Here is a 24,635-nt window from a genome sequence, read left to right on the forward strand (position 1 = left end):
TGCGTGTTTCGCGCCGCGAGAGCCTGTCGCCACCGAGCCGTGAGCCCAGGCCTGTTCTCCTGCGCCTGGTGCTCGCGCTTCGCGGGCCCGTGCGTGTTTCGCGCCGCGAGAGCCTGTCGTCACCGAGCCGTGAGCCCAGGCCTGTTCTCCTGCGCCTGGTGCCCGCGTTTCGCGGGCCCGTGCGTGTTTCGCGCCGTGAGGCTCAGTCGTCGCCGAGCCGTGAGCCCAGGCCCGTTCTCCTGTGCCTGATGCCCGCGCTTCGCGGGCCCGTGCGTGTTTCGCGCCGTGAGGCTCAGTCGTCGCCGAGCAGCGAGCCCAGGCCCGTGCCCTTGAGCACGCTGCCTTCGTCTCGCGAGCCCCCAGGACCCGCGGCGGAGAGGATGCGGCCCGCGAGCCGGCTGAAGGGCAGCGACTGGAGCCACACCTTGCCGGGACCTCGCAGCGTGGCGAAGAACAGGCCCTCGCCGCCGAAGAAGGCCGTCTTGATGCCGCTCACCATCTGGATGTCGTAGTCCACCGAGGGCTGGAACGCGACGATGCAGCCCGTGTCCACGCGCAGCAATTCGCCGGGCGCCAGCGTGCGCTCGAGCAGCGTGCCTCCCGCGTGGATGAAGGCGAGGCCGTCACCCTGGAGCCGCTGCATGATGAAGCCCTCGCCGCCGAACAGGCCCGTGCCCAGCTTCTTCTGGAAGGCGATGCCCAGCGAGACACCCTTGGCCGCCGCGAGGAAGCTGTCCTTCTGTGCAATCAGCTCGCCGCCAAGCTCCTGGAGATTCACCGCGATGATCTTCCCAGGGTAGGGCGCCGCGAAGGCCACCTTGCGCTTGCCGCTGCCCCGGTTGAGGAAGACCGTGGTGAAGAGCGATTCACCCGTCAGCAATCGCTTTCCCGCGCCCAGCAACGAGCCGAGAAAGCCACTCTTCTTCTCCGAGCCGTCACCGAAGATGGTCTCCATCTCGATGCCGTCGTCCATGTACATCAGCGTGCCGGCCTCGGCGACCGCGGCCTCCTGCGGGTCCAGCTCCACTTCCACGAACTGGAGGTCATCACCGTGGATCTTGAAGTCGACCTCGTGCATCTGCGCCATGGCATCCCGCTCCGTCGTCAGGGGTCGGCGCACCATACCCGCCCCCAGGCATGGCTCAACCCGCGAGTGCTTGGACCTCGCGGGCTTCGCGATGCGTGAATGACAGACGCTTGGCGCCGGTTGGCTATTGCGCCAGCAGGAGGGAGAGCGCCGTGGCGAGCTGCGTCTCCTCGTCCGCGAGCGACGCGGGAATGAAGAGCGAGACCTTGTCGTCCTTCCGGTCTCCACACGTGCGCCAGCCCTCGTAGCGGTCATGGCGGGTGATGAGCAGCTCGTAGCTGCACGGGCCCACGGTGCCGGTGACTTGCTGGGGGCTGACCTGGAAGTTGGAGACCTGACCGCCGAACGTGCCCACGGCCACGACGGTGTCCTCGTGGTCGGTCACCTTGAGGTTCACCGGCTTCTGTCCGTAGGTGCCTTTGAGGACGTCGTCCTTCTCCGTGAGGTCGACGGGGCGGCCGAAGGCCTTGCCTCGCACGGTGTCGTGCTCGAAGGAGAGCTGGACGTCGGAGCTGGAGAGGTTGTCGTCGGTGACTCGCATGGAGAGCGAGCGGTCCCGTGTCTTCAGGGTGAGGTCCTGGTTCGGGGAGGGAGGCGCGGCGAGAGCGGAGCCGCAAGCGAGCAGGCCAAGGGCGGTGAGGAGCGAGGTCTTCATGCCGTCAACGTAGGCAGCCTCCCGTCGCTGTGGATTCAGTCAGGAGGCAGGGCGGGCGTGCTGCCTCCTGCTGGGATGGCCATGGAATCCCCCGCCTCCGGGCGGAGCACCAGCTCGCGGAGCGTCCAGGTCTCCCGCGTGTAGTCGACGTGCGCCTCCAGGACGCCGCGCCCGCGGGGCCCCTGCACGGTGAGGTCGAAGTCCACGCGTCCTCCGTGCGGTGTGGCGCCGTCGTGGGCGCGCAGGGTGAGGAAGCTGCTGGTCAGCGGTGTGCCCAGTTGCTCGGCGACCCGGGGCATGGCCTCGGCGGTGCGCAGGACGAGGCGATGGACGTCGTTGCGACGCAGCTCCTGCTCGATGTCTTGAAAGAGCGAGCGCGTCACCCAGAGCACCCCGCTGGCGAAGCAGCCGAGTCCTCCGAGGACCAGCGCCGCCGCTACCGCCCAGGTCTGCCAGGGACTGTCGAGGGGGCGCGGGCGCATGCGGGTCTCCAGGACCCCTCACTAACGAGCAGGGGCGCCGGTTGCCGGGCAGGCGACGGAAGTGGCCATTATGCTCCGCCTCCCCTCGGTGTGTGTGTCCACCCGTTCGGAGGTCCAGTCCTTGGCGCGGTCGTCGGAAGGTGTCGAACAAGAGCAGCGGCGGGTCCGCACGGGCCCTCCGCGTGTGCTGCGTTGGTTGATGTCCCTGGGCGGCATCCTCGCGCTGCTGGGCTCGCTGCATGCGTACCTGGCGGTGCGCTTGTTCGTGAGCCCCGAGTGGCCTGCCCCCTGGGGCGGCGCGGGCGCGACGCTGGTGGCGCTGCTCTTCGTGTCGATACCCGTGGGGTTGATGGGCGGGTTCGGCCTGCCCTCCGCGGCCCGACGCGTGTTGCAGTGGGTGTCCTTCGTGTGGCTGGGGAGCTTCGGCATCCTGCTCAGCGCGATGGTGGTGGCGGACGTGGTGGGCGCGGTGGCGGGCTGGACGGGCCTGGTGGTGGACCCGTTGATGCTCGCGAGGTGGAAGGCCGTGGGCGTGAGTGCGGTGACGGTGCCCGCGGTGCTCTACGCGTTCATCACGGCGCGAGGCCGCGCGACGGTGGAGCGCGTGACGGTGCCGATGTCTGGATTGGCGCCAGGGTTCGGTGGCCTGAAGGTGGTGCAGATTTCAGACGTCCACGTGGGGCCCACGCTGGATGGCCGGTGGCTGCGGCGCGTGGTGGAGCAGGTGAACGCGCTGAAGCCAGACATCATCGCCGTGACGGGGGACCTGGTCGACGGAAGCGTGGAGTCGCTGCGCGAGGAGGTGCGCCCGCTCGCGGAGCTGCGCGCGTCGCTGGGCGTGTTCTACGTGACGGGCAATCACGAGTACTACCATGGGGGACCGGCCTGGGAGGCGGAGGTGGCTCGGCTGGGCCTCACGGTGCTGCGCAACACGCATCGCGTGGTGGAGCGGGATGGGGCGCGGTTGGTCATCGCGGGTGTGACGGACCACGACGCGGGTCACATCGTTCCCGCGCATGCGAGCCGTCCCTCCGCGGCGCTCGCGGGGGCCCCGAGCGACGTGCCCGTCGTGTTGCTCGCACATCAGCCTCGCTCCGCGCTGCGCGTGGCCGAGGCGGGCGTGCGGGTGGACCTCCAGCTCTCCGGGCACACGCATGGCGGGCAGGTGTTCCCGTTCATGTTCTTCATCAAGCTGCAGCAGCCCGTGGTGAAGGGGCTCGCGACCGTGGCTGGCGTGCGCGTGTACACGCACCGGGGCACGGGCTACTGGGGGCCTCCGCTGCGACTGGGGCCCTCACCTGAGATCGCCGAGCTGACCCTGGTGCCCGCGAATTGAGGATGGGTCCAAGTCGACCTGCTGAACGAAAAGACAGTCGCCTTGTGCCCGTGAGGAGAGGGCTCTATGCGTGGCGAAGGCTGGCGTAGAGCGGACTACCCAGAAAATTTAAGTGTAGTTTGATATTTCCGCTATTGCTGGCTACTGTCCTATGCGTGCCTTCCCTGACCATCGCCTCTCCGCGTCTGTTCGAGTCGGTCCCCGCGCCCCGCCTGAGGGAGGGTGTGGGGCGGAGCTCGGGTGGGCCCGTGGTGATGGTGGTGTCCGAGTCCCCGCTGATGCGGCTGGCGATGGGCCGCGAGTTGGCGCCGGCATATGGGTTGATCCACGCGCAGGGCGTCGCGTCGGCGGGGCGGCGGATGGAGCTGGGGGCGATGCCGGCGGCGGTGGTCGTCGACCTGGACTCGGTGGAACGCTCGGGCTCGTATGCCTTCCTGGCTCGGTTGGTGGAGCGGGACTTCGAAGGGCCTCGGGTCCTGGTGTCCTCGCGGTTGAGTCCGGACCTGGCGGAGGCGTTTCGTGGCTCGTGCCGCACGCACTTCGCGCTCGCGCGGCCCTGGCGGCCCGGGGCGTTGCGCGCGTTGATGGCGTCGGTGCTGGGCGCGAGCGCGCCGCTTCGCGCCGCCGTGGGGCGCTGAGGCTGTCGACGTGATGGCCGCCCGCTGGGTGGACGCGGGGCGAGGGCTGCTCACAGGGGTGGTGAGTGCATCGCGTGGCGTGGGGCATGGCCTCCGGGTGGTGCCCACGGAGGTGGCTCGCGGCCTGGTGCTGTGTGTTCGCGGACGATTTCGCGAAGGGCGCTTCAGGCTCCGGCGTGGGTTGTGGCGCGTGGCGCAGCTTCCCGTGGATGTGGTGTTGATGTTGCTGGGGCGCGTGGTGAGCGCAACGCAGGTGCTGTCGGGAGTGGAGCCTCCGGGGCGCGGGCTGACGGGCTTCGAGGTGGCGCTCTTGCGGCCCATCTTCGGGACGAGCCTGGACTACGCGGCGGTGCGCTTGAAGGAAGGCCCGTTGGGTGTGCTGGGTGTGTCGGGGCGGGCCTTCGTGCACGGCAACACGGTCTTCATCCCGCCCAGGCTCCGCGCCACGGATATGGGGTTGCTGGTGCATGAGTTGACGCACGTGTGGCAGCACCAGCATGGGGGCACCGCGTACATGAGCGCCGCGATTGCCGCGCAGTTCGTGGGAGATGGGTACGACTGGCGCAAGGCGGTGAAGAAGGGCCTGGGCTGGGAGGAGCTCAACCCGGAGCAGCAGGCGCAGCTCATCGAGGATGCCGCGCGCTGCGACCTGATTCATCCCGGCCGCGAGCTGTCCGCTCACGCACGGTTGCGGGGATGGTCGGAGGCGGCGCTGCCGCTGCTCGAAGAGGCGCTCACGAGCCTTCGAGCGGGTCGCGGCGCGCCGTGAGGAATGTCAGGTGTGCGTGGCCGCGGCGATGCACCGTGCGGCTTCGCTCGCATCACAGCCATTGAGTCCCGCGCCCCACGCGGCGTTGGCTTCCAATAGCACCCAGCCCGAGCCTTCCACCCACGCCGCATCCAGGACACACGCGGGAGGAAGTTGCGTCCGCCGAGCCACGGTGTCGAGGAAGGACCGGGCCGTCGAGACATCACCCTCGCCCTCGTAGAGGGCACACATCACGACGCGGCCGTTCAGCACCCAGGCGCGTGCCTCCGCTCGCACGTCGACGACCTCCGAGGACAGGACGAGGGTCTTCGGGTCCAACCCCCGGCACTCTTCGAGGAGCGCCTCGGGTTCGTTCCACACTCGCGCACGAAAGAGCTTGGGCACCTGGGGCTTGATGAAGCGAGGGAAGGGACCGGTGACGACCTGCTCCAGCGTGGAGCCGAGGACTTCCCGCCCCAGCCAGGACGCGTCCACGCGCAACAACAAGTCATCCACAGGGGACTCGAGCGTGAGGCCCAGCTTCTGGGCCAGGACGAGGCAGAACGTGTCGTTCCCATAGAGGCGGGTCTTCGCGGGCTCCACCTCGGGAGGACTCCAGAACCGGTCGACTCGCAGCACCGTGCCGCCCCCCACTTCCCAGGCGCGAGCGACCGCGTCGCGCTCGGGGTCGGCCTTGGCTGGAATCAACAGGTGGAGTCCCTGGAACATCCTCGCGACGCTAGCGCACCTCGTGGAGTCACTGGCTCGCAGGCCGTGACGCCTCTGGATGTGAAACGGGGCCTCGCTTCCACCGGGTGGGTGGAGGCAAAGCCCCGTGAGTCCTTCGACGACGCTGTGCGACCGCTCAGCCTCGGTACTGGTGAACCGCCATGATGGGGTAGTTCATGCTGCTGTAGCTGATGCGCTGCGAGCCGTCCGGGTTGACGTTGTTGGAGCCGATGAACTGGGGCTTGCCGTTCTTCCAGCCCGCGAACATCACCACGTGCTCGCCGCTGCCCACCTTCATGGAGACGACGTCGCCGGGCTTCGCGTCCTTCAGCGACACGCGCTTGAAGTTCGGGTCCGCATCCAGCTTGCGCATCAGCCCCATCACGCTGTTGTCGTGCTGCTTGTTGGAGATCTGCCCGGCCTGCTCCAGCACCGCGGAGACGAAGTTGGCGCAGTTGACGTTGTTGGGGACCCAGTCCTCCATGTCCGCGCCCACGCCCGAGCCTTCCTTCTTCAGGGAGCCCGCGTTCTTGCCCAGGTGCGACTTCGCGATGTCGAACGGGCTGCCCTTGGGGCCCTTCGTGCCTTCACCCGACGAGTCCGGACCCGAGACGGAGGACGGGTTCTCCATTCCACCCGTGAGGTTCGGCCCCTTGCGGCCCGGCGCGGCGTCGAAGCCATCCTTCGCACCCGGGATCTTCAGTGTGTCACCCGTGTAGATGAGGTCCGCGTTCTTGATTTGCGGATTCGCCTCCATCAGCGCGTTGACGGTGGTGCCGTAGCGCTTCGCGAGTGTGGACAGATTGTCGCCGGCCTTGACGGGGTGGATCATGGGGGGCTCCAAGAATGGGGGTGGAAGCGAACCAGGGAGGTCGCGTGTGACTTGAGGGTATTCTCGGAGGGTGAGACACCGAGTTGCTAGATGGCGCATTTCTTCGCGACTTTGGAGAATCCCGGCCCGGAACTTCTCACTCCCATACACAGAACGTTCGCTCACCTCGAGTCGGAGTCCCTCACGCCATGCGTGGGATTTCACAGGGAGGTGAGGGGAATCGGCCCATTGCGTCAGCGCCGCTGAGTGCGAGTCCGCACCTGCCCGCTATCCGACGGAAGCGGTGCACGTGCGCCAAGGTCCTTGAACCAGGGGAGGCCGCCGCGCATGGTGCCGCGCGTGAGCACCTCCATTCCTCATCCTGACTTCGCGGCCGAGCGGTTCACCCGGTGTCCGGACGCGCGCTTCCAGCCAGCGCCCGCGGACGGCGTGCTGCCCGACGGCTTCTTCACCACCACCAACCTGCCCACCTACGTGCGCATCGGCGGCCAGTGGCGCATGCCGCGCGAGCCTCGCATGGACGGCGCGCTCGTGCTGGACGCGCAAGGTGAGCTGTGGATTCGCGAGGGCCGCCGCGTGCGGGCCGGAGAGCGGGTCGTGGTGGGGCTGGCGGAGGACGGCACGGAGGGCGTCTATGTGAACACCGCGTACCTCGGCGGTGGCGGCGAGGGCGAGTTCAAGTTCATGACGAGCGAGGTGTCTCGCGAGAAGCCCATCGACTACGCGCAGATGGCGCGGGTGCTGGTGGACGAGCGCGAGCGCGGCGGCTACCCCATCTGGGTGACGGGGCCCGCGCTGGTGCACTCGCGCGCGCGCGCGGACATGACGTGGTTCATCGCCAACGGCTTCGTGGGCGCGCTGCTGGCGGGCAACGCCGTCGCGGTGCATGACATCGAGGCCTCCATCTTCGGCACCACCCTGGGCATGAGCGGCACCGGCGAGGCGACGTCCGGAGGCCACGGCCTGCACATGCGCGCCATCAACAAGGTCCGCGCCGCGGGCTCCATCGCGAAGGCGGTGGAGGCGGGTGTCATCACCAACGGCATCATGCACGCGTGTGTCGTCCACAAGGTCCCCTTCGTCCTCACGGGCTCCATCCGCGATGACGGCCCGCTGCCGGACGTGGTGACGGACAACGTGGGCGGCCAGGACGCCATGCGCCGTCACGCGGTGAAGGCCACCATGGCGGTGCTGGTCGCCACGGCGCTGCACGCCATCGCCACGGGCAACATGCTCCCGGCGTTCGTCACGGAGAAGGACGGCTCGCTGCGGGAGCTGCCCACCATCTGCGTGGACTCGTCCGAGTTCGTGGTCAGCAAGCTGAAGGACCGGGGCACGCACCAGGCGTTCGGCGTGGTGACGAACGCCCAGGACTTCATGCACGTCCTGCGGCTGTACGTGGAGCGCGAGCTGTCCGCCCGCGTCTCCGCCGCGAAGCCCGCGTGAGCGACGCGGCCCTGCTCCCCAGCCGCCGATGATTGCGGCCGGGGAGGGGGGGCCGTCAGCGGCTCAGTACGACTCCTCGGGGACTTCCAGCAGGTCCAGCGTGCCGGCCTCCACCATGCGCGCGGCGTGGGCGAGGCCCGGGAGGACCTCCGCGCAGTACCAGCGCGCGCTCGCGAACTTGCCCACGTAGAAGGCCTTGTCCGCGGGGTTGGTCTTCATCCGCTCCAGCGCCACGCCCGCGTGACGCACCAGCAGCCAGCCGATGACCACCTCCGCCACGGCGGCCAGAACGCGGTTGCCCTGCAGGCCCACGTGGTACACGGACTCGCCCAGCTTCCCCATCAGCGTGCCGAGCATCATCTCCAGCTCACCCAGCGCCTTGCCCAGCGCGGCGCGCTCCGTCTGGAGTTCTCCGCCGCCCAGGTCGCCGTCGGCCGTCTCGCGAATCCGTGACAGCAGGCCCTGGAGCGTCGCGCCGCCATCCCGCGCCACCTTGCGCATGAGCAGGTCCAACGCCTGGATGTGCGTGGTGCCCTCGTAGAGCGTGTCGATCTTCTGGTCCCGGATGTACTGCTCCACCGGGTAGTCCATCAGGTAGCCGGAGCCGCCGTGGACCTGCAGCGAGAGCGCGAGCAGCTCGTACACCTTCTCCGAGCAGTAGCCCTTCACCAGCGGCAGCAGCATGTCGTTGAGCGTGTCCAGCTCGCCAGCCTCGGTGGCGCGGTGGCCACCCTTCATCTCCACGCCGTCCTGGACGGAGGCGGTGAAGAGACACAGCGCGCGCATGCCTTCCGAGTACGCCTTCTGCGCCATCAGCATGCGGCGCACGTCCGGGTGCTGGAAGATGGGCACGCGCGGGGCGAGCTTGTTGCGCGCCTGCATCAGGTCCGCGCCCTGGAGGCGGTCCTTCGAGAAGGCCAGCGCGCGCTGATAGCCCGCGGACAGCGCGGACATGGACTTCACGCCCACCGCCATGCGCGCCTGCTCGATGATGTGGAACATCTGACGGATGCCGTCGTGGACCTCGCCCAGGAGGACGCCGCGCGAGGGCTGGCCATCGCCGAAGGTCATCTCGCAGGTGACGGAGCCCTTCAGCCCCATCTTCTTCTCCAGCTTGGTGCACACGACGCCGTTGCGCTCACCCAGGCTGCCGTCCTCGTTCACCCAGAACTTGGGGACGACGAAGAGCGACAGTCCCTTGGTGCCTGGAGGCGCGCCTTCCGGACGCGCGAGCACCATGTGGATGATGTTCTCGTTCATGTCCGAGTCGCCGTTGGTGATGAAGCGCTTGACGCCTTCAATCTCCCAGACGTCTCCGCCCACCGGACGCGCCTTGGTGCGCGCGGCGCCCACGTCGCTGCCGGCGTCGGGCTCGGTGAGCACCATGGACCCGCCCCAGCGCCGGTCCACCATGTACGGCAGGAAGCGGCGCTTCTGCGACTCGGTGCCCAGGCGGTCGATGACTCGCGCGACCAGGTTGCCCAGCGTGTAGAAGGCCAGCGAGGCGTTGGAGCCGACGATGAGCTCGAAGGTGGCCCAGAACAGCGAGGGCGGCGCGCCCATGCCTCCCAGGTGCGTCGGCTGCTCCAGCAGGTGCATGCCGGCGTCGAAGTAGGCCGCCATCGACTTCTTGAGCCCCGGAGGCAACGTCACCTCGCCGTTCTCCAGCTTGGGCGGCGTGTGCTCGGACTCGTCGAAGGAGGGGGACAGCTCGGTCTTGCTCAGCAGCGCGAACGTCTCCAGGAGCTGCCGCGCCGCCGTCTCATCCAGGTCGCCGAAGGGCGCGTGTCCCAACGAGGTGCGGCCGATATCGAGAAACTCGAAGAGGTTGAACTCGATATCGCGAAGGTTGGGGACGTAGTGGTTCGTCGACGACGACATCACGGACTCCTCGTGGGAACGAAAGCCCCGAAGGTAGCCGAGATTGATTTTCGAGTCAGCCGAACAGCCAGTACCCCGCGGGGTGGGGCCGCGGGGTGCTGGTGGACACTGTCTCAGCCCTTGAGCTGGAGCGAGGGCACCGCGCCCTCGCCGAGCACCAGGTGGACCTGGCCGACCTTGGCGGCGAGGTCCTTGTACGCCTCGAGCTCCTTGAGGCGGACCAGCAGCGGGTTCTCCGCGAGCACCTTCGCCGTCTGCGCCATGGAGCGCGTGGCGGCCGTCTCCTCGCGGCGCGTGATGACGTTGGCCTCCGCCTCCTTCTGGGCCTGGATGACGCGGTTGAGCAGGTTCTTCATCTCACCCGGGAGCACGATGTCCTTGATGCCGAAGTGCAACACCTCCAGGCCCACCGACTCGGCGCGGCCCTTCACCTCGGAGAAGAGGCCCTCGGCGACGATTTCGCGCGCGGCGAGCAGCTCATCCAGCGTGCGGGCCGCCACCGCCTCACGGGCCGCCAGCTGCATGGCCAGGTAGAGGATGTCGTCCGGCGTGCGCGCGACCACCGCGAGGCGACGCGCATCCGCCACGCGGAAGGCCGTGGAGAGGTTGAGGCGCAGCGTCACGCGGTCCTTCGTCATCACCTCCTGGCCCGTCACGTGGAGCAGGCGCTCACGCAGGTCGATGACGGCGAGCTGGACCTTGCGCGCCACCGTCCACGCGGCATGGCGGCCCGCGGGGAGCACCGCGTCCATCGCGCCGTCCACGTAGCGCAGCATCACGCAGCCGTCGGCGGACGTGGCCTCCACGTAGTCGTTGGCGGGCACCAGGGCGCGCACGTCGTCACGCAGCGGGGCCGTGGCGACGCCGGACGTGTCCACGCGCTCCACCTTCACGTTGTCCACCAGCCACACCTGGTGCTGGCCGCGGCTCAGCCACTTCGCGGGGCGGCCGCGGTGGTAGAGGACGGCGCGCTCGTCGGGGCCCAGGTCGATGACCTGGAGGTCCGACGGAGGCACGAGGGCGAGCAGCTCCGTGTCGAGGTTGGCGACGAGCGTGCTCGTGGGAACGCGCACGAGGCGCACGTTGCGGAACGGGTGGTTCAGGCGGTAGCGGCCCGGGGCGAGGTAGCGCGTCGGCACCTCGTCCACCAGGACGAAGGCACGCTCGTGCTGCACCACATCCACACGCATGAAGAAGCTCATCGCGCACCTCCTTTCCCCCGAAGGGGCACATGGGACCGGGGCGCGAAGGTGGCGCGAAGACGCGCGCGTCCCGGGGACTGCTGGAAGCTGAAAAAGTGAAGGCTCCACCCTCCACGGGCGAAGCACACCGACAACGTGTCCGGGGCTCGTCCCCGCATCCCGCAGTCACGGGCCGCACCGGGCGCGGACGGCGGCAGGCCATCCCGCGAGCAACACGGGAGGAGACTGTCGCCCTGGCGGACGGCGGGGCTTCGCGGTGGAGGAGGGTGGATGAGCGGGACCAGCGTGCTCGCCAGCTCGGAGTGGAGCCTCTTGCTACGAACGAAGGAGTCGAACCTTCAACCTCAAGAGTGGAAGTCTTGTGCTCTACCGTTGAGCTAGTTGTGAGAACCCACTCCTCCGAAGAGGAGCGTCTCGTTTTGGCTGTTGAACGGAGGCCAGCCGGAGGCACCCGATGCGAGGGAGTCACCGCGAACGATGGCCCCGAGGACACCCCACCCGGTACGTGGCGCGCAGTGCGCACCCGCCCAGGCCAGGGAGCTCGGGGACAGCCCCGTGACACCTCTGAAGTGCTTCGGCGGCGAGTGACGCCAGGCGGTCATTCCACCTGACGGCCTCGCCTCGAAAGGCGCGACTCAGGGGCGCTCGACGCTCCACCAGCCGAACCAGAGGGTCCGCTGTTCGGTGAGCTGCACCCAACCTGGCGCGTGCACATAGGCGCGAGGTTGGAGGCCCGCGGTGCGCACCGCGCGGGCGGCCTCCTCGAACGTGTACAGGTGCAACGTCACCGGGGGCCCGCCGGTGGGAATCTCACGCGTGGGGGCTTCATGGGCCTCGTGCCCGGGGCGCCGCTCCAGCGTGGTGAAGAGGAGTCTTCCGCCGGGCGCCAGTGCCTCGGAGAGATGCGCGAGGACGCGGGGCAGGTCGTCACAGAAGTCGAGACAGCCCACGGCGAGCGCCACGTCGAAGCGCCCCCACTCCGGAGGAAGTGGTTGGTAGTAGCTGTGGAGGCGCCACTCGCCGGAGGGCCGGGACTGTCGCGCGAGCTCCAGCATCTCCGGTGACAGGTCCGTCCCGAGCACGGACACGGAGGCGTCCAGGTCCCGCGTGTGGAGGCCCGGTCCGCAGCCCACGTCGAGCACGCGGCACCCAGGGGTCACCGCCTCCGCGAGGAAGCGCTCCACGCGGTCGTCATACCGGCTCAGCACCGGGAAGAGCGCTTCGTAGGACGGCGCAATCTCCGTGTAGATGCTCCGGACCTCTTCTTCCTGCCAACCAGGAGTCATCTCGCGTCGCCCTCACCCACGGAAGAAAGGGTGGGGCCCCGCGCCTCACCCGCTCCGGGGTGAACCACATTCCGGGCAGAACTTCGCGCTCGCCGGAATGTCGGTGCCGCACTTCCCACAGCTGAGCTTCTGGGCCGCGAGAGGCTTGCCGCATTCCGTGCAGAACCTGCCACCGTCCACCTTCGCGGCGCAGTGCGGGCACACCGCCGTCCGCGTTTGTTTCATATCGAGCGTCGCGACGTGGTCCACCGTGCGCGCCTTCTCGCGGGCCTGCTCCACCGCGACGTGCGCCTGGATGGAGGCCGCCTCCTCCGCGAGGTCCGGCGCGCAGGTCTCACACAGCCCGCGCCCCTCGTTCCAACACGAGCGCGGACACACCCACTTGCCGCAGCGGGTGCAGTTCTTGAAGTGCTGCTTCCCGGCGTCCACTGCCTCGGCGTAGGCGTCGTCCCAGCCCTGGCCTCGCAGCGCGTCCTTCAGGTGCGTGCCCGCGTGCGCCGCGCGCCCTATCGTTCCACCGAAGAAGGAACCCGCCGCCCGCAAGAGCCCGGTGGCGACCCCCACCTTGCTCGCGATGAAGGGTGACATGTGCCCGTTGCCGCACTTGTCACAAAAGAACTCGAACTGAAACCCGTAGTCGTTCGAGCGGTCCGTGTAATTGCGCGTGAACTGAATCATCGACATGTCGTGCTGGCTCCTGCGGCAACACGACCCCAACCTACCACGGACCGTGTGAGCTCACGCCGCGCTGCTGGCGTGGTCCAGCGAGCGCCACGTGCCCAGCGCCCAGTCCTCCTCCTCCGGGTCGTCGAAGCTCACCACGCACAGCGCCCGATGCGGCCCCGAGCTGCACACCGCCGTCAGCCGGCACTCCCCCGCCTCCTTGCGCAGCGAGGCCCGGCCACTCACCCGCTGGCCGTGGTGCTCCAGCTCCATCATCGCGGGGTGCTCGGTCATCGAGGGCAGGGCGCCATCCTCCAGCGGCGTGAAGCGCACCGTGCGCCGATGGTCCCGCGCCACCCACGTTCCATCCTCCAGGTGCGCCTCCGCCAGCGAGCCCGGGATGCGGATGGCCCAGCCCTCCGGCAGCGCCACATGCACCGCGCCTCGGCGATAACCCAGGGAGGGGCCGCGCGCCGGGTGGGTCTCCGCCTGCTGGTGGACGAACTCCGCCAGCGTCCCGCCCACGCCCAGATACCCCAGCACCTCCCGCCACTCACGCCAGGGATAGGTGAGGCTCGGGTCCTCCCGCCACGCCTGCTCCAGCGTGCGCGCCACCTTGCGCATCAGCCGGCGCTCCTCGTCCAGCAGCGGCGGGCGCCACACCACCTCCGTCCACAGCCGGCACAGCGCCCGGCCCAGCCGCGCGTGCGCCCCCTCGCCCTGCTTCCACCACGGGAACACATCGATGCCCAGCCGAGGGTCCTCGTACACACGCCGCATCCACCGCTCATCCCGAGGCCCCAGCGGCGTCAGCAGCGCACCGGGGTGCTCGAAGACATGGCCGAAGCGCATCGACATCGCGCAGCCCGCGGCGCCTCGGCTGCGCATGCGCAGCACCTGTCCCACCGACTCCTGGAGCCAGGCCAGCATGTAGACTTCCACGGGCCCCGCGTCGCCGGTGTGGAAGTAACCGGTCGGGTCTCCCACGCGCTCGGCTTCATTCGCGTCCGCCCACTCGATGTCCAGGGCCTGGCCCAGCGCCTTGAACAAATCACACACAAAGATGTGGTAGCCCGGACCCACCGCGGAGGTCTCCGCGGAGACAATCATTCGCAGGTTGCTGGTCGCGAGGATGGAGATTTCTCCCGCGGCTGGATGCAATCGCAGCTTCAACACCGGCGCGCCGAGCGGCCCGGTCTCCATCCGGCTGCTCTCCAGCCATTCTTTCGCATGATGCTGGAACCATTGCTCCACCAGCTCCAGCCAGGAACCCGAGCTCCAGGAGGGCGACAGAAGACAGACGTCCCCACCCCGTCGTCCAGCCAGCAACACCTTCAAGCTCATTTCGCCTCTCACGGTTCAGGACCCCCCGGCTTCGCCCTCGGATGAGGAGGTCTTCACGCCATGGTCAGGAAAGCGCGGTTCACCCTGAAAGTGCCACTGACCCCGTGTGCCTGCGGGCCCGTGCGCCATGTGGCGCGGAGGCTCGAGCGGGTGGACAGGTGCTTGCCCGGATGGCTGCTCGAGGGCGGGGCTTTCACACCCCACCCCCGTGAGTCATTGAGCCGCCGCCGGTGAATGGCTTCTCAGGGGGCGGGTGCGGTCGCGGTGTCCTTGCTGGGGTCCTTGTTGGCGTTGGCGGTGACCTTCTCCGCGATGCGCGCCCAGCTCTCGTGTTGGCGCACGGCGTCGAGCGAGGGCTCGAGGTTCATCGTCTGGAGCGCGGCGAAGCCCTCGTCGGCGGCGCGGCCCAGCCAGATGAGGGACTCGTCGATGCTGCCGCCGCGGGCCGCGATGACCCCGGCGTAGTAGAGGCCGTCCGGGTGACGGAAGCCGTCGTTGTAGGCCTTGCGGTAGAGGAACAGCGCGTCCTCGTAGCGGCCGTCCTCGAGCAGCTTGTCCGCCTCGGCGCCCAGGCGGCGCGCCTCGCTGGCGTCCGGCGGAACGGGGCGGGGCGCGGGCCCCGAGGGCGTGCGCGGGTCGTTGGTGTGCGTCGTGGCGCAGGCAGTGAGCTGCAGGACAGCGAGGACCGTGAGAAGACGGCGCATGGCGTGGCGCTCCTGTGTGGAAAAGCTGGAACACGGGACGCTGCCAAGGCCCAGCCCCCCAGGCAAGCGGGGGGCAGGTGACGAGGTGATGTCTGACGTGGGGCGGCCCTCGGAGCTTCGTCATGAGGGCCACCCCGGCTCGGGGTGACCCCTTACCTAGGGATGGCCGTCGGGGCGCTCGGGGGACTCGTGGGAGTCGGGCGCGTACGGGTCCTCGCGGTTGCTGGGGTCGGGCATCGGCAGGGCGTCGTCATCGCGCGGGCTGGGGCTGGGGTCCACGCTCGGGTCCGTGGCGGGATTCCTCATGCCCGAGCCGCCCGTTCCGGGTGGCTGCGTCGTGTCCGACTCCGTGGGAGGACTCACGATGGGGTCCTCCGGCGGAGGCGAGGTGGTGGGGAGGCCGCTGCCGCCCGTGTTCGAATCCGGGGGCGGGGTCGTGGGCGGTGTGGTCGTGCCGGACTCCGTCGGCGTGCTGGAGTGGTCCGACGGCGGGGGTGTCTCCTCGCGCTTCGCGCCCGAGTCGGACTTACACGCAACGCCCAGCGCGAGTGTACCGGCGACGAGCGCACCCAAGACACACCGCGTTCTCGAGAAGGTCTTCATGGTGAGGCTCTCCATGGGAAGGGGTGGATGGCCGCGAGTGACGCGGCGAGTGGTTGTTGGCCAGAACGTGTGCAGCGAGGAGGGGACCCGCAGGGGTCGCTTCCCTGGCCGGCTGCTTTCCGGGGCAACAACAGATGTCCGAGGCGAGACCTCGCCCCGGAGACATGACTGTCTTTGGTGTGCTGTCTTCAGCCCGCTGTGCGGGCTCAGGACTCTTGGTTGGGGCCGACCAGTCGCGGCCGGTCATCTCCGGGCGTGCCCGTGATGCGGCGCTGGAGCGATTCCCTCCAGCGGGGTGTCAGCAGGAGACACTCGGCCAGGGCCGCCGCGTCCTCGGGCCGATGTCCGTGCATGGCCTGGTTGGCGAACGCGATGGTGAACCGAGGACAGGGCCGCTCCACGAGCTCCAGCACGTCACCCGCCTGGACTTCGCCTTCCTCCAGCACGCGGTAGTACCAGCCGGTGCGGCCGGTCTGCTGGATGAGCAGCGACAGCTCCTTGCTCCCCCAGCGCCGCGCGGGCTTCCAGCAGGGCTGACGCGGTTGGGACACCTGCACGTGCGCGCGCCCCACCTTCAGCACGTCGCCGATGCAGACGCTGTCCTCCGCGCCACCGGAGAGCACCCAGTTCTCACCGAACGCTCCGGGCCCCAGGTCCGCGCGCCCCAGCTGCTCCCGCCAGAACGCGTGGTGCACAGAGGCATAGGCGAACACCGCCTTCTCCGGTCCTCCGTGCACGCGCAGGTCCGCCTGCCCATCGCCCGCGAGTCCTGTTCGCGACAGCCACACGGGGCCCTGCACGGGCTCCTTGAAGATGCCGCTGGTCCAGGGGCGCTCCAGCGGGTTGGCCGCGCCGGGCGTGCCCAGCTCGCGCGGCTGGCCGATGTGGAGCGAGAGGATGCGGGGCGTCTGGGTCTCCATCGCTCGCTCGACAAAGCAGGCGCGCGTGTCGCTGTCCAGCGACACGGACGCCCTGGCTTCAACGAGGCGGGGTGGAGCGAGGGCGTGGTTCGTGCCACGCCCCCGCCCCTCGCGTCAGAACGAGCCCGCGTCCATCACCGCGCCACCCGAGGGCGGCTGGAACGTGCCGGAGGTGTCATCCGGGATGATGGGGGCCGGCACGACGCCGGAGCCGCCGACGCCCGCGTCACTCGTTCCGACGCCCGCGCCGCCCATGCCCGCGTCATCGGAGAGCGACGGGAGCGTCCCTGGCGCGGAGCTCGTGGTGTCGCCCGGCATGGCGGGCTCCCCTGCTGGGGGAGTGCTGCCCGGATTCTCCGTGGGCGTCGCGGGCACCGTGCCCGGCTGCTGCACCGAGGTGTCCGGCACCTGGCCGGAAGTCCCCGTGCCGCCCGTCCCAGGTTGGGTCGTCGTCGTGTCCGCCTGGGCCACCAGGGCCTTGGACTCCGTGGAGCTGCACGCCGTGCCCAGTGCCAGGGTTCCCGCCATGGCACCCGCCCACAACCATCGCTTCATGTGCTTCGCCATTGCTTCCTCCTTCCGTGGGTGTGCGTTACTGCGCTCACAGAGAGGGCAGCTCGGGCTCCGAAGGCCCTGTCGCCGTCCGCTCCTTCACTTCCGAATCCATGCGCTCGCGTTGTCGCTTCTTGCGCCGCTCCGTCAGCACCAGCAGCAGCGCGGGGAAGGCCACCAACATGACGAGCAGGTTGGTGGCGAAGCCCAGCGTGGCGAGCACTCCCACGGAGTTGAGGCCGGGGTGTCTGGCCAGGAAGAGGGCGCCAAAGCCCATCGCGCTCGTCAGCAGGCCGCCGGCAATCGCCCGCCCCGTCTCCGAGTACACCGCCACGAAGTCGCTGCCCGGTGACACCAGTCGCGTCAGCAGATGCACGCCCGCGTCCACCGTCGTCCCGATGAGCACGGGGATGATGAGGATGTTGAGGTAGTTGAACTCCATCCCAATCAACGGCATCAGCCCGATGAGCGACAAGAGCGACACCACCGTCGGCGCCAGGCACAGCACCGCCATCCGCAGCCCGCCCAACGTCATCCACATCGCGAGGAGCACCACCAGCGTCGTGCCTCCGACGATGAGGGGCGCTTCGTGGGTGACGAGGTCCAGGACGTCCGCTGTCACCATGGCCTCGCCCGCCGCGGACACCTGTCCTCCTCCGGGCGGCGTGACGCCGCGCACCTCACGCGCCAGCGCCCGCACGGCCTGGCCATCCGATTGATTCACCGCCGGGTACACCAGCACGAAGCTGCCCGGAGTCCCCTGTCGCCCCATGAACTGCTGGCGCACGCTGGTGGGCAGGTCCTCCAGCGTGAAGGGCTGGGCGCGTGTCTGCCGGCGCAGCTCCGCCAACTGCTCACGCTGTCGCGGGCTCAGTTGCTCCAGCGGCACCTTCTCGAGGAGCTGGGAGATGTCCTGGAGCACGGCCTGTTTGCGCTCCTGGTCTTGGGGCACCAGCGAAGACAACGACGCCACGAAGTCGATGGTGGAGCTTGCCCCCCGCTCGCGCTGACGCCGGGCCAGCGCGGTCGCCATCGCATGTTCTTCCTGGGGGTCGCGCGTGAGGACCACCAGCGGTGTCTGGGAATAACCGATGATTTGGTTGACCTGCTGGTCCAGCACGAAGGAGGGCAGTTTCTGGTCCTCGAGCGTGCCGATGTCGTAGTCGAATCGCACCCGGTGGACCTGCGTGAGCAGCCCCATCACGAGCACCCCGCAGACGGCGGTGACGACGGTGCAGTGCCGCACCAGCATGCGCCCCATGGGCGACTCGCGCGAGGGCACCGCCGCCCGCCGTGCCTTCCAGCCCCAGCGCGCCGTCAATCCCAGCAAGGCCGGCAGCACCAGCACATACGCGGCGATGAGCACCAGCATGCCGATGCCCGCGATGACGCCGAACTCACGGAACGCTCGCAGGCGCGAGGTGCCCAGCACGAAGAAGGTGAGCGCCGCCACCAGCGCGGACAGGAGCGCGGCGGCCCCGGTGTGCGTGAAGGCCTCGCGTGTGGCCTGCTCGGAGGCCTCTCCATCCGAGCGCAAGTGCAGGTAGCGGCCCACCAGGTGGATGCCGTGCTCCACGCCCAGTCCCCCGAGGATGGCCCCCAGGAAACCCGTGAGCAGGTTCACCTGCCCGTAGACGACGGCCACCAGCCCGTAGGTCCACGCCAGTCCCACGCCCACGGGCGTCAACACCAGCCCCACCGCCAGCGCGCCCCGGAAGTGGAAGGCCAGGTAGAGCAGCATCAACACCGTGGCCACCGCCGAGGAGACGGCGATGTCCCGGACAATCTGTTTCTGCTGGTCGAGCTTCTTCTGGAAGGTGCCGGTGATTTCCACCCGGAAGCCCGGGCCGTACTTCGACAAGTCCTGCGCGTCGAGCAACTCACTCACCGCGTCCACGATCTTGCGCGAGTACGTCAGGTCCGCCGAAGTCATCTCCGGCTTGACGAGCACGACGACCCGGCCCGCCTTCGCGTCCAGGTAGTAGTCATCCGCCGAGGACGACAGCTTGTGACCCCCGGCGCCGAGGTACTTCGCCTCCAGGTCCGAGAAGTCGAGCGACGGAGCAGGCTCATCGACCAGCGGCACGTAGAGCGGGTTGGCGCGTTGTCTCTCCCAGGTGAGCCGCGCGTCGAGCCTCCGGTAGACCTCCCGCAGGTCCTCCTCCGACAGGAAGTAGAGTGCCTTGTCGCGGAAGAAGGTGCCCGTGCGCTCCTTCTCCACGAAGCGGACCCCGGGCAGCTTCTCCAGTTGCGGCGTCACGTCATCCGCGAAGCGCCGGAGCGAGGCGGCGTCCGCGCCCTCGCCCACCACCGCCACCCAACCCAGCGCGCCGAAGCGGGCCTCCAGCTCGCTGAGGGCCTGCACGCTCGCGAAGGAGCGCGGAAGCAGGTCCACCAGATTGGCGTTGAGGCGCAGATTGAGTGACAGGAATCCCCCCACCGCCGCCAGCGCCAAGGACAGGCCCAGCGCGAGCCAGGGCCGGCGATGGCCCCACGCGGCCAGGGAGCCCAGGCCTCGCTCCACGCGCCGCGTCCAGCGGTGCTCCGGCTGCGTCGTCGATGTGCTGGGCTCCAGTTCCATCCGTCGTGGTGGCGGGCCGTCCCTGGCTCCCGGCCCTTGCCGGTGGCGTGAGGACGGCACGGCTTCCCCTCCGTCGGGGTGCCGCACGAGCGGCCCCATGTGGGCAGGAACGTGGGGACGCGGTGGGGTGGGTGCAGTCGAAGGCCGCCCGGCCGGTTGCCCCTCGGGAGGGCGGTGGACCCGCTGTTTCAAGCCCGGAGGCCGCCCGCCACCAGGCGAGCCCCACCCCTGAAAGCAGTCGAGCGGACAGATGGGCGGACCCGTCGGGAGGCTGTTAGAGAACGCCAGGTCATTCGGGTCCTGACTATCTGTTTCACGGCATAAAACGCGTTGACTCGCCGAAGGGCGCGTGCGCAAGGTGGGCTGCTGGTTGGCCCGCTAACAACACAGCAGGTGTCACACGATGGGTGAGAAGCGTTGGTCGGAGCGGTTCGAGGGGGCGATGGGCCAACTCGCCGCGCGGAGCCATCGGCGTCCGGTGCAGGCGCTGGTGGTGGCGGTGGTGCTGACGCTGCTCGGGGCTTACTTCGCGAGGAACCTGACGCTCAGCGCGGACTTCGTGGGCCTGCTGCCCAAGGCGTTCCCCAGCGTCCAGGACATCGAGAAGCTGCGCAAGCGCTTCGGCGGACAGGGCAACGTCGTGGTGGTGGGCATGGGCGCGGAGCCCGAGGCGCTCAAGCGCTTCGCGGACGACATGGCGCCGAAGCTCGCGATGCTGTCGGAGATCCGCTACGTCAACTTCCAGCGCCCGCGCGCCTTCTTCGACGAGCACTCGCTCTATTACGTCGACCTGGAGGACCTGAAGACCATCCAGGGCCGCATCGACGCGCGCATCACCTGGGAGAAGGAGCAGGCCAACCCGCTCTTCGTGCGGCTGGATGAGAGCGCGCCGCCGTCGGTGGACTTCTCCGACATCGAGCAGAAGTACACCGGCCGCGCCAACCAGCGCCTGTCGGGGCAGGGCGACCTGTACTACCTGGACCCCGCGGAGGGTATGGTGGTGCTGATGGCGAAGCCTCGGGGCAGCGCCGCAGACCTGAGCTACTCCAAGAAGGTCGTCACGCAGGTGGAGGACTTCCTGGCGCAGCAGGACCTGTCGAAGTACGGGCCCGGCTTCAAGACGGCGGTGACGGGGACCTTCAAGAAGAAGATCGACCAGCAGCGCGTCATCGTCGGCGACCTGGCGCGGGCGTCCACGCTGGCCATGGTGCTGTTGCTCGTCTACCTGGCCTTCCACTTCCGCAGCGCGCTGTCGGTGGGCTTCACCATGCTGCCGGTGGTCGCGGGCCTGGGGTGGACGTATGGCTTCGTGGGGCTGGCGTACGGGCAGGTGAACCTGCTCACGGGCTTCCTCGCGGCGGTGCTGGGCGGCCTGGGCGTGGAGCACGGCATCCACTTGCTGGGGCGGTACGGCACGCTGCGCTCGGAGGGGATGAACTCCGAGGCCGCCGTGCATGAGTCCTTCCGCCACACGGGCTTCTCCGCGCTCATCGCGGCGCTGGTGGCGGCGCTCACGTTCCTGAGCCTCGCCATGTCGGAGTTCAGGGCGTTCCGCGAGTTCGGCATCATCGCGGCGGTGGGCATGCTGGTGAGCATCTTCTCGTACCTGCTCATCCTTCCCGCGCTCCTGGGGTTGGCGTCGCGCTTCGGCTGGTCGCCTCGGGTGCACCAGTCGAGCTCCGGGCCCATGGCGCTGTTGGGGCGGTGGTTGCCGCGCTCCTACCGAGGCGTCGCGGTGGGCGTGGGCGTGGCGGTGGTGGCGCTCATCTCGCAGTCGTACCGCATCTCGTTCAACTACGACTCGCGCACGCTGGAGGACTACAAGCAGGCGTCGGCCGTGCTGGACCAGAAGGTCAACGACATCCTGGGCTACTCGCAGACGCCCGTGGTGGTGTTGACGGACTCGCGCGAGATGGAGCGCGAGGTGGTGCGCCAGTTGGAGGCGCGCAAGACGGCGCGAGGCAAGGACTCCACCATCGACTTCGTGGGCGCGCTGGAGGACCTGGTTCCCCGGCAGCAGACGGAGAAGAAGGCGGTGCTGGAGGCGATTCACGCGAAGCTGGGCAAGCTGGACCCGGAGCGGCTGCCGGAGGACACGCGCGCCGTGCTGACGCGGGCGCTGAACATGTCCAAGGCGCAGCCCTTCACGCAGGAGGACCTGCCCACCAGCGTGCGCCACCAGTTCGAGAGCCTGGATGGGAGCACGGGCGGCGTGGTGCTGGTGTACGCGGGCGGCGGCGTGAGCCTGTCGGACGGTGAGGGCACGCGGCGCTTCTCCAAGGAGGTGCGCGGGCTGCAGATGCCGGACGGCAGTCAGGTGTCCGCGGCGGGCGAGGCGCTCATCCTGGCGGACATCCTGGACATGGTGTCTCGCGAGGGACCGCGCATCCTGGCGGCGGCGGTGCTGAGCGTGCTGGGTGCGATGTGGCTGACGCTGGGCCGGCTGCGCACGGCGCTCATCTGCATGGTGCCGACGCTGCTGTCGGTGGCGGGGCTCGTGGGATTGATGGCGCTGTTGGATTTGCAATTCAACTACCTGAACATCATGGTGCTGCCGGTGCTCGTGGGCACCACGGTGGACGCGGGTGTGCACCTGGTGCAGCGGTTGGGTGAGCCGGGCGCGGACTTCATCTCCGTGTATGCGGAGACGGGCCGGGCGATTACGGGGGGCCTGCTGACGAGCGCCATCGGCTTCGTGGCGCTGGTGCTGGCGAAGCACCCGGGGCTCAACTCCATCGGCGACCTGGCGAACCTGGGGTTCGGGTTGAATCTCATCATCGTGCTGCTGGGCTTCCCGGCGCTGCTGCTGCTGGTGGAGCGCTGGCGCCGCAAGCACGGGGCCGCGTCGGACGAGCCCGCACAAGAGGCGTGACGTCTCTTCCCGGAGTGGGTGTCACCCGGGAGGCTGGGGTGACACACTTCGCGCTCGGCGGAGGGTGCCTGGGTGGCGCCCTCCGGCTTGAAGCCAGGAGGGTGAGGTCATGAAGCGAGGGTGGATGTCGAGGGGCTTTCTCGCCGCGGCGACGGTGGCCGTGGCCCTGGCGGGCTGCAGCCACGGTGACAAGCGCGACGAGAAGAAGGGCGACACGCGGTGCGAGGAGTCTCGCAACCTCACGTGTGTCACGGGAACGGAGTGCTCCATCGACCGGGACCGAGGTTGCGAGGTCTGCCGGTGTTCTCCCGCTGATGCGCTGACGCCCACGGACAAGCGCCGTCCCGAGTCGATGGACCCGCAGCGACGCTGGTAGGGGGACGCGGACTGCTCCGGACTTCGCGCCGTTCACGCGGTGACGAAGTCCGCGAGGAGTAAGCGTCCGGCGAGCGACATGCCGAGAGACCTTGCCGGAGTAGCAGTCGTGGTGGACCCTGGCCGGAATGACGAAGTGAGCTGAGAAGCAGGAATGGAGTCAGGTCGCCGAGGCCTTCGAGGCGAGCGGACTGACGCAGAATGAGTTCTCCGCGCAGAGAGGGCTGAGGTTGAGCACGCTGTCGTCGTGGGTGCACCGGCTCCGACGCCGGCGCGCTCGGAAGGCCCAGGCGGTGCGCCTGCTGCCGGTGGAAGTGGCGTCCATCGCGCAGGAGAGTCTCGTGCTGCTCGAGGTGGTGCTGGCCAGCGGAGCCAGGCTGCGGTTCCCGCGGGGGCCGATGTCGACTACGTGGCCCGGCTCGTCACCGCCTTGGGCAGGTGAGGCGTGTTCACGCTTCCCGCGTCCGTGCGCGTGGTACTGGCCACCGAGGCGGTGGACATGCGCAAGTCGATTGAAGGCCTCATGGCGCTGGTGAAGTCCGGTCGGGGCGAGGACGTCTACTCCGGCCACCTCTTCGCCTTCGTCTCGAGGAGAGGCGACCGCATCAAGGTACTGACGTGGAGTCGGGGCGGCCTCGTGTTGCTGTACAAGCGGATGGAGACAGGCCGCTTCCGGCTACCGAAGGTGGACGCCGACGCGAGCGCGGTGCACCTGGATGCCGCCCGGGTGCGTGTCCTCGTTCCAGCCCTAGCCTGCCAACAGGGAGCTGCACATGGGGTGCTCTTCCACCGGACTCAGTCTTTCGGCACCTTGGAATGCAAGGCGCAAAGAAGCATCTGCGCCCGCAATCCAGAGCCCTTAATCCTCCCGAGTCCATTCATTGAGCCCAGAGGCAACAAGCCGGGCACGAACAGCCGCCACTGAGTCAGGATGCAGCCCGACAGCGGCACCTGCCGTATAGACATCGTTCATCACGACGTCACGGTCGCGTCCCATGAGCAAGCTGATGACCTCCACGAGGTTCTCGTCCGCCATGTATGGATACAACACGGACAGAAGCGGCAAATAGTCAGCCTCCGGAACACCTTCCGGATAGGCCCTGTCGATCAAGCTCACGGTACTCGCAAGATGAGCAGGAACACTCATGACGCTTCAGGGCCCCCGCAGCGGAACAGGCGCATGAGCGAAAGCACCAAAATCAACTTCTTGTGCCGGAGCACCGCGAAGGAACTTTGCGTCACTTGTCATCGTCGGAGTTCCCATCGCATTCCCAGTCCCAAAAGTGCGAATATCATTCACACCAACGCCCTTTGTCACATTGAGGCCCATCGAACGCGCCGAAGGATTATGGGGGACGACGGATACTCGCCCCAAGAATCGCTTGGTGCGCTCCGCCTCCTCCGGGCCGGCCACTCGAATCATCGACTGGAACTCAGTGGCTGCGGTCTCTGTCATCACCATGGCCCGACCCATCGACCAATGCCTTCAATTGGTGCCTGGCGTCTGAGCCCTGCGAGATAAACGCAGCTACGGTTCCAGTATCAATAGCGTCAGTCCGCTCGCCTCGAAGGCCTCGGCGACCTGACTCCATTCCTGCTTCTCAACCCACTTCGACATTCCGGCCAGGGTCCACCACGACTGCTACTCCGGCAAGGCCCCCGGCACGTCGCTCGCCGGACGGTTACCGCGAGGCCGCGG

Annotated in this window: 25 protein-coding genes and 1 tRNA gene; 8 read left to right on the top strand and 18 right to left on the bottom strand. The window is 68.7% G+C overall.

Features of this window, described 5'->3' with window-relative positions:
• Positions 1-292 precede the first annotated feature (292 nt).
• The 3 genes from MYSTI_RS02190 to MYSTI_RS02200 form a co-directional block, all read right to left on the bottom strand.
• The gene (locus tag MYSTI_RS02190; protein WP_233278142.1) at positions 293-1,123 is read right to left on the bottom strand and encodes a TIGR00266 family protein; all 831 of its coding nucleotides are present in this window, start codon (positions 1,121-1,123) and stop codon (positions 293-295) included.
• 88 nt (positions 1,124-1,211) lie between these two features.
• On the bottom strand, positions 1,212-1,742 hold the full coding sequence (locus MYSTI_RS02195; protein WP_015346057.1) for a hypothetical protein: 531 nt from the start codon (positions 1,740-1,742) through the stop codon (positions 1,212-1,214).
• 35 nt (positions 1,743-1,777) lie between these two features.
• Positions 1,778-2,224, bottom strand: a complete 447-nt coding sequence (locus tag MYSTI_RS02200; protein WP_015346058.1) for a cytochrome c oxidase assembly factor Coa1 family protein — start codon at positions 2,222-2,224, stop codon at positions 1,778-1,780.
• A 199-nt stretch (positions 2,225-2,423) separates the two neighbouring features.
• Here MYSTI_RS02200 and MYSTI_RS02205 point away from each other — a divergent pair, with 199 nt between their 5' ends.
• The 3 genes from MYSTI_RS02205 to MYSTI_RS02215 all read left to right on the top strand — a co-directional run bounded on the left by MYSTI_RS02205 (position 2,424) and on the right by MYSTI_RS02215 (position 4,967).
• A complete protein-coding gene (locus MYSTI_RS02205; protein ID WP_144370258.1) occupies positions 2,424-3,560 on the top strand; it encodes a metallophosphoesterase in 1,137 nt (378 codons plus the stop codon).
• A gap of 155 nt (positions 3,561-3,715) precedes the next feature.
• Positions 3,716-4,198: a hypothetical protein gene (locus MYSTI_RS02210; RefSeq protein WP_015346060.1), complete on the top strand. Its 483-nt coding sequence runs from the start codon at positions 3,716-3,718 to the stop codon at positions 4,196-4,198.
• A gap of 13 nt (positions 4,199-4,211) precedes the next feature.
• Entirely contained in the window at positions 4,212-4,967 is a 756-nt protein-coding gene (locus MYSTI_RS02215; protein WP_015346061.1) for an eCIS core domain-containing protein, read from the top strand.
• A gap of 6 nt (positions 4,968-4,973) precedes the next feature.
• On the opposite strand, the gene MYSTI_RS42820 is transcribed toward MYSTI_RS02215, so the two are convergent.
• Positions 4,974-5,675: an ATP-grasp domain-containing protein gene (locus MYSTI_RS42820; RefSeq protein ID WP_015346062.1), complete on the bottom strand. Its 702-nt coding sequence runs from the start codon at positions 5,673-5,675 to the stop codon at positions 4,974-4,976.
• Positions 5,676-5,811: 136 nt separating this feature from the next.
• Entirely contained in the window at positions 5,812-6,507 is a 696-nt protein-coding gene (locus MYSTI_RS02225) for a LysM peptidoglycan-binding domain-containing protein (RefSeq protein ID WP_015346063.1), read from the bottom strand.
• Positions 6,508-6,834: 327 nt separating this feature from the next.
• On the opposite strand from MYSTI_RS02225, the gene MYSTI_RS02230 reads away from it, so the two are divergent.
• The gene (locus tag MYSTI_RS02230) at positions 6,835-7,953 is read left to right on the top strand and encodes a putative NPN-dependent ornithine cyclodeaminase (RefSeq protein ID WP_015346064.1); all 1,119 of its coding nucleotides are present in this window, start codon (positions 6,835-6,837) and stop codon (positions 7,951-7,953) included.
• A 63-nt stretch (positions 7,954-8,016) separates the two neighbouring features.
• Here the strand turns inward: MYSTI_RS02230 and MYSTI_RS02235 are convergent, their stop codons facing one another.
• From MYSTI_RS02235 to MYSTI_RS02285, 11 genes are all read right to left on the bottom strand, one after another.
• On the bottom strand, positions 8,017-9,834 hold the full coding sequence (locus MYSTI_RS02235) for an acyl-CoA dehydrogenase (protein WP_015346065.1): 1,818 nt from the start codon (positions 9,832-9,834) through the stop codon (positions 8,017-8,019).
• Between the two features lie 113 nt (positions 9,835-9,947).
• On the bottom strand, positions 9,948-11,036 hold the full coding sequence (locus MYSTI_RS02240) for a slipin family protein (protein WP_015346066.1): 1,089 nt from the start codon (positions 11,034-11,036) through the stop codon (positions 9,948-9,950).
• 315 nt (positions 11,037-11,351) lie between these two features.
• Positions 11,352-11,422: transfer RNA gene (locus MYSTI_RS02245), tRNA-Gly, on the bottom strand.
• A gap of 249 nt (positions 11,423-11,671) precedes the next feature.
• Positions 11,672-12,322, bottom strand: a complete 651-nt coding sequence (locus MYSTI_RS02250) for a class I SAM-dependent DNA methyltransferase (RefSeq protein ID WP_015346067.1) — start codon at positions 12,320-12,322, stop codon at positions 11,672-11,674.
• A 45-nt stretch (positions 12,323-12,367) separates the two neighbouring features.
• Entirely contained in the window at positions 12,368-13,006 is a 639-nt protein-coding gene (locus tag MYSTI_RS02255) for a zinc ribbon domain-containing protein (RefSeq protein WP_015346068.1), read from the bottom strand.
• 54 nt (positions 13,007-13,060) lie between these two features.
• On the bottom strand, positions 13,061-14,329 hold the full coding sequence (locus MYSTI_RS02260; protein WP_015346069.1) for a hypothetical protein: 1,269 nt from the start codon (positions 14,327-14,329) through the stop codon (positions 13,061-13,063).
• A gap of 242 nt (positions 14,330-14,571) precedes the next feature.
• Positions 14,572-15,033: a hypothetical protein gene (locus MYSTI_RS02265; RefSeq protein WP_015346070.1), complete on the bottom strand. Its 462-nt coding sequence runs from the start codon at positions 15,031-15,033 to the stop codon at positions 14,572-14,574.
• A gap of 156 nt (positions 15,034-15,189) precedes the next feature.
• The gene (locus MYSTI_RS40410) at positions 15,190-15,636 is read right to left on the bottom strand and encodes a hypothetical protein (RefSeq protein WP_015346071.1); all 447 of its coding nucleotides are present in this window, start codon (positions 15,634-15,636) and stop codon (positions 15,190-15,192) included.
• A 206-nt stretch (positions 15,637-15,842) separates the two neighbouring features.
• Positions 15,843-16,556, bottom strand: coding sequence for an MOSC domain-containing protein (locus tag MYSTI_RS02275; protein WP_044282700.1), 714 nt, complete (start codon positions 16,554-16,556; stop codon positions 15,843-15,845).
• A 114-nt stretch (positions 16,557-16,670) separates the two neighbouring features.
• Positions 16,671-17,123 carry a hypothetical protein gene (locus MYSTI_RS02280; protein WP_015346073.1) on the bottom strand — a complete coding sequence of 151 codons (453 nt, stop codon included), beginning with the start codon at positions 17,121-17,123 and terminating at the stop codon, positions 16,671-16,673.
• A 34-nt stretch (positions 17,124-17,157) separates the two neighbouring features.
• A complete protein-coding gene (locus tag MYSTI_RS02285) occupies positions 17,158-19,689 on the bottom strand; it encodes an efflux RND transporter permease subunit (protein ID WP_015346074.1) in 2,532 nt (843 codons plus the stop codon).
• Positions 19,690-20,092: 403 nt separating this feature from the next.
• On the opposite strand from MYSTI_RS02285, the gene MYSTI_RS02290 reads away from it, so the two are divergent.
• From MYSTI_RS02290 to tnpB, 4 genes are all read left to right on the top strand, one after another.
• Positions 20,093-22,561 carry an efflux RND transporter permease subunit gene (locus MYSTI_RS02290; RefSeq protein ID WP_015346075.1) on the top strand — a complete coding sequence of 823 codons (2,469 nt, stop codon included), beginning with the start codon at positions 20,093-20,095 and terminating at the stop codon, positions 22,559-22,561.
• A 109-nt stretch (positions 22,562-22,670) separates the two neighbouring features.
• The gene (locus MYSTI_RS02295) at positions 22,671-22,937 is read left to right on the top strand and encodes a hypothetical protein (RefSeq protein WP_015346076.1); all 267 of its coding nucleotides are present in this window, start codon (positions 22,671-22,673) and stop codon (positions 22,935-22,937) included.
• A gap of 190 nt (positions 22,938-23,127) precedes the next feature.
• Complete coding sequence (tnpA, locus tag MYSTI_RS45595; protein ID WP_420811534.1) at positions 23,128-23,472, top strand: IS66 family insertion sequence element accessory protein TnpA; 345 nt, start codon at positions 23,128-23,130, stop codon at positions 23,470-23,472.
• A complete protein-coding gene (gene tnpB, locus MYSTI_RS41445; RefSeq protein ID WP_015346077.1) occupies positions 23,382-23,861 on the top strand; it encodes an IS66 family insertion sequence element accessory protein TnpB in 480 nt (159 codons plus the stop codon). The genes tnpA and tnpB overlap by 91 nt, the downstream gene beginning before the upstream one ends.
• Here tnpB and MYSTI_RS45600 read toward each other — a convergent pair.
• Both MYSTI_RS45600 and MYSTI_RS45605 read right to left on the bottom strand, forming a co-directional pair.
• Positions 23,796-24,083 carry a DUF3349 domain-containing protein gene (locus MYSTI_RS45600; RefSeq protein ID WP_015346078.1) on the bottom strand — a complete coding sequence of 96 codons (288 nt, stop codon included), beginning with the start codon at positions 24,081-24,083 and terminating at the stop codon, positions 23,796-23,798. The two genes, tnpB and MYSTI_RS45600, sit on opposite strands and share 66 nt — an antisense overlap.
• A 6-nt stretch (positions 24,084-24,089) precedes the next feature.
• The gene (locus tag MYSTI_RS45605; RefSeq protein WP_084668068.1) at positions 24,090-24,410 is read right to left on the bottom strand and encodes a DUF1308 domain-containing protein; all 321 of its coding nucleotides are present in this window, start codon (positions 24,408-24,410) and stop codon (positions 24,090-24,092) included.
• Between the last annotated feature and the right edge of the window lie 225 nt (positions 24,411-24,635).

Source organism: Myxococcus stipitatus DSM 14675, from assembly GCF_000331735.1.
GTDB lineage: Bacteria > Myxococcota > Myxococcia > Myxococcales > Myxococcaceae > Myxococcus > Myxococcus stipitatus.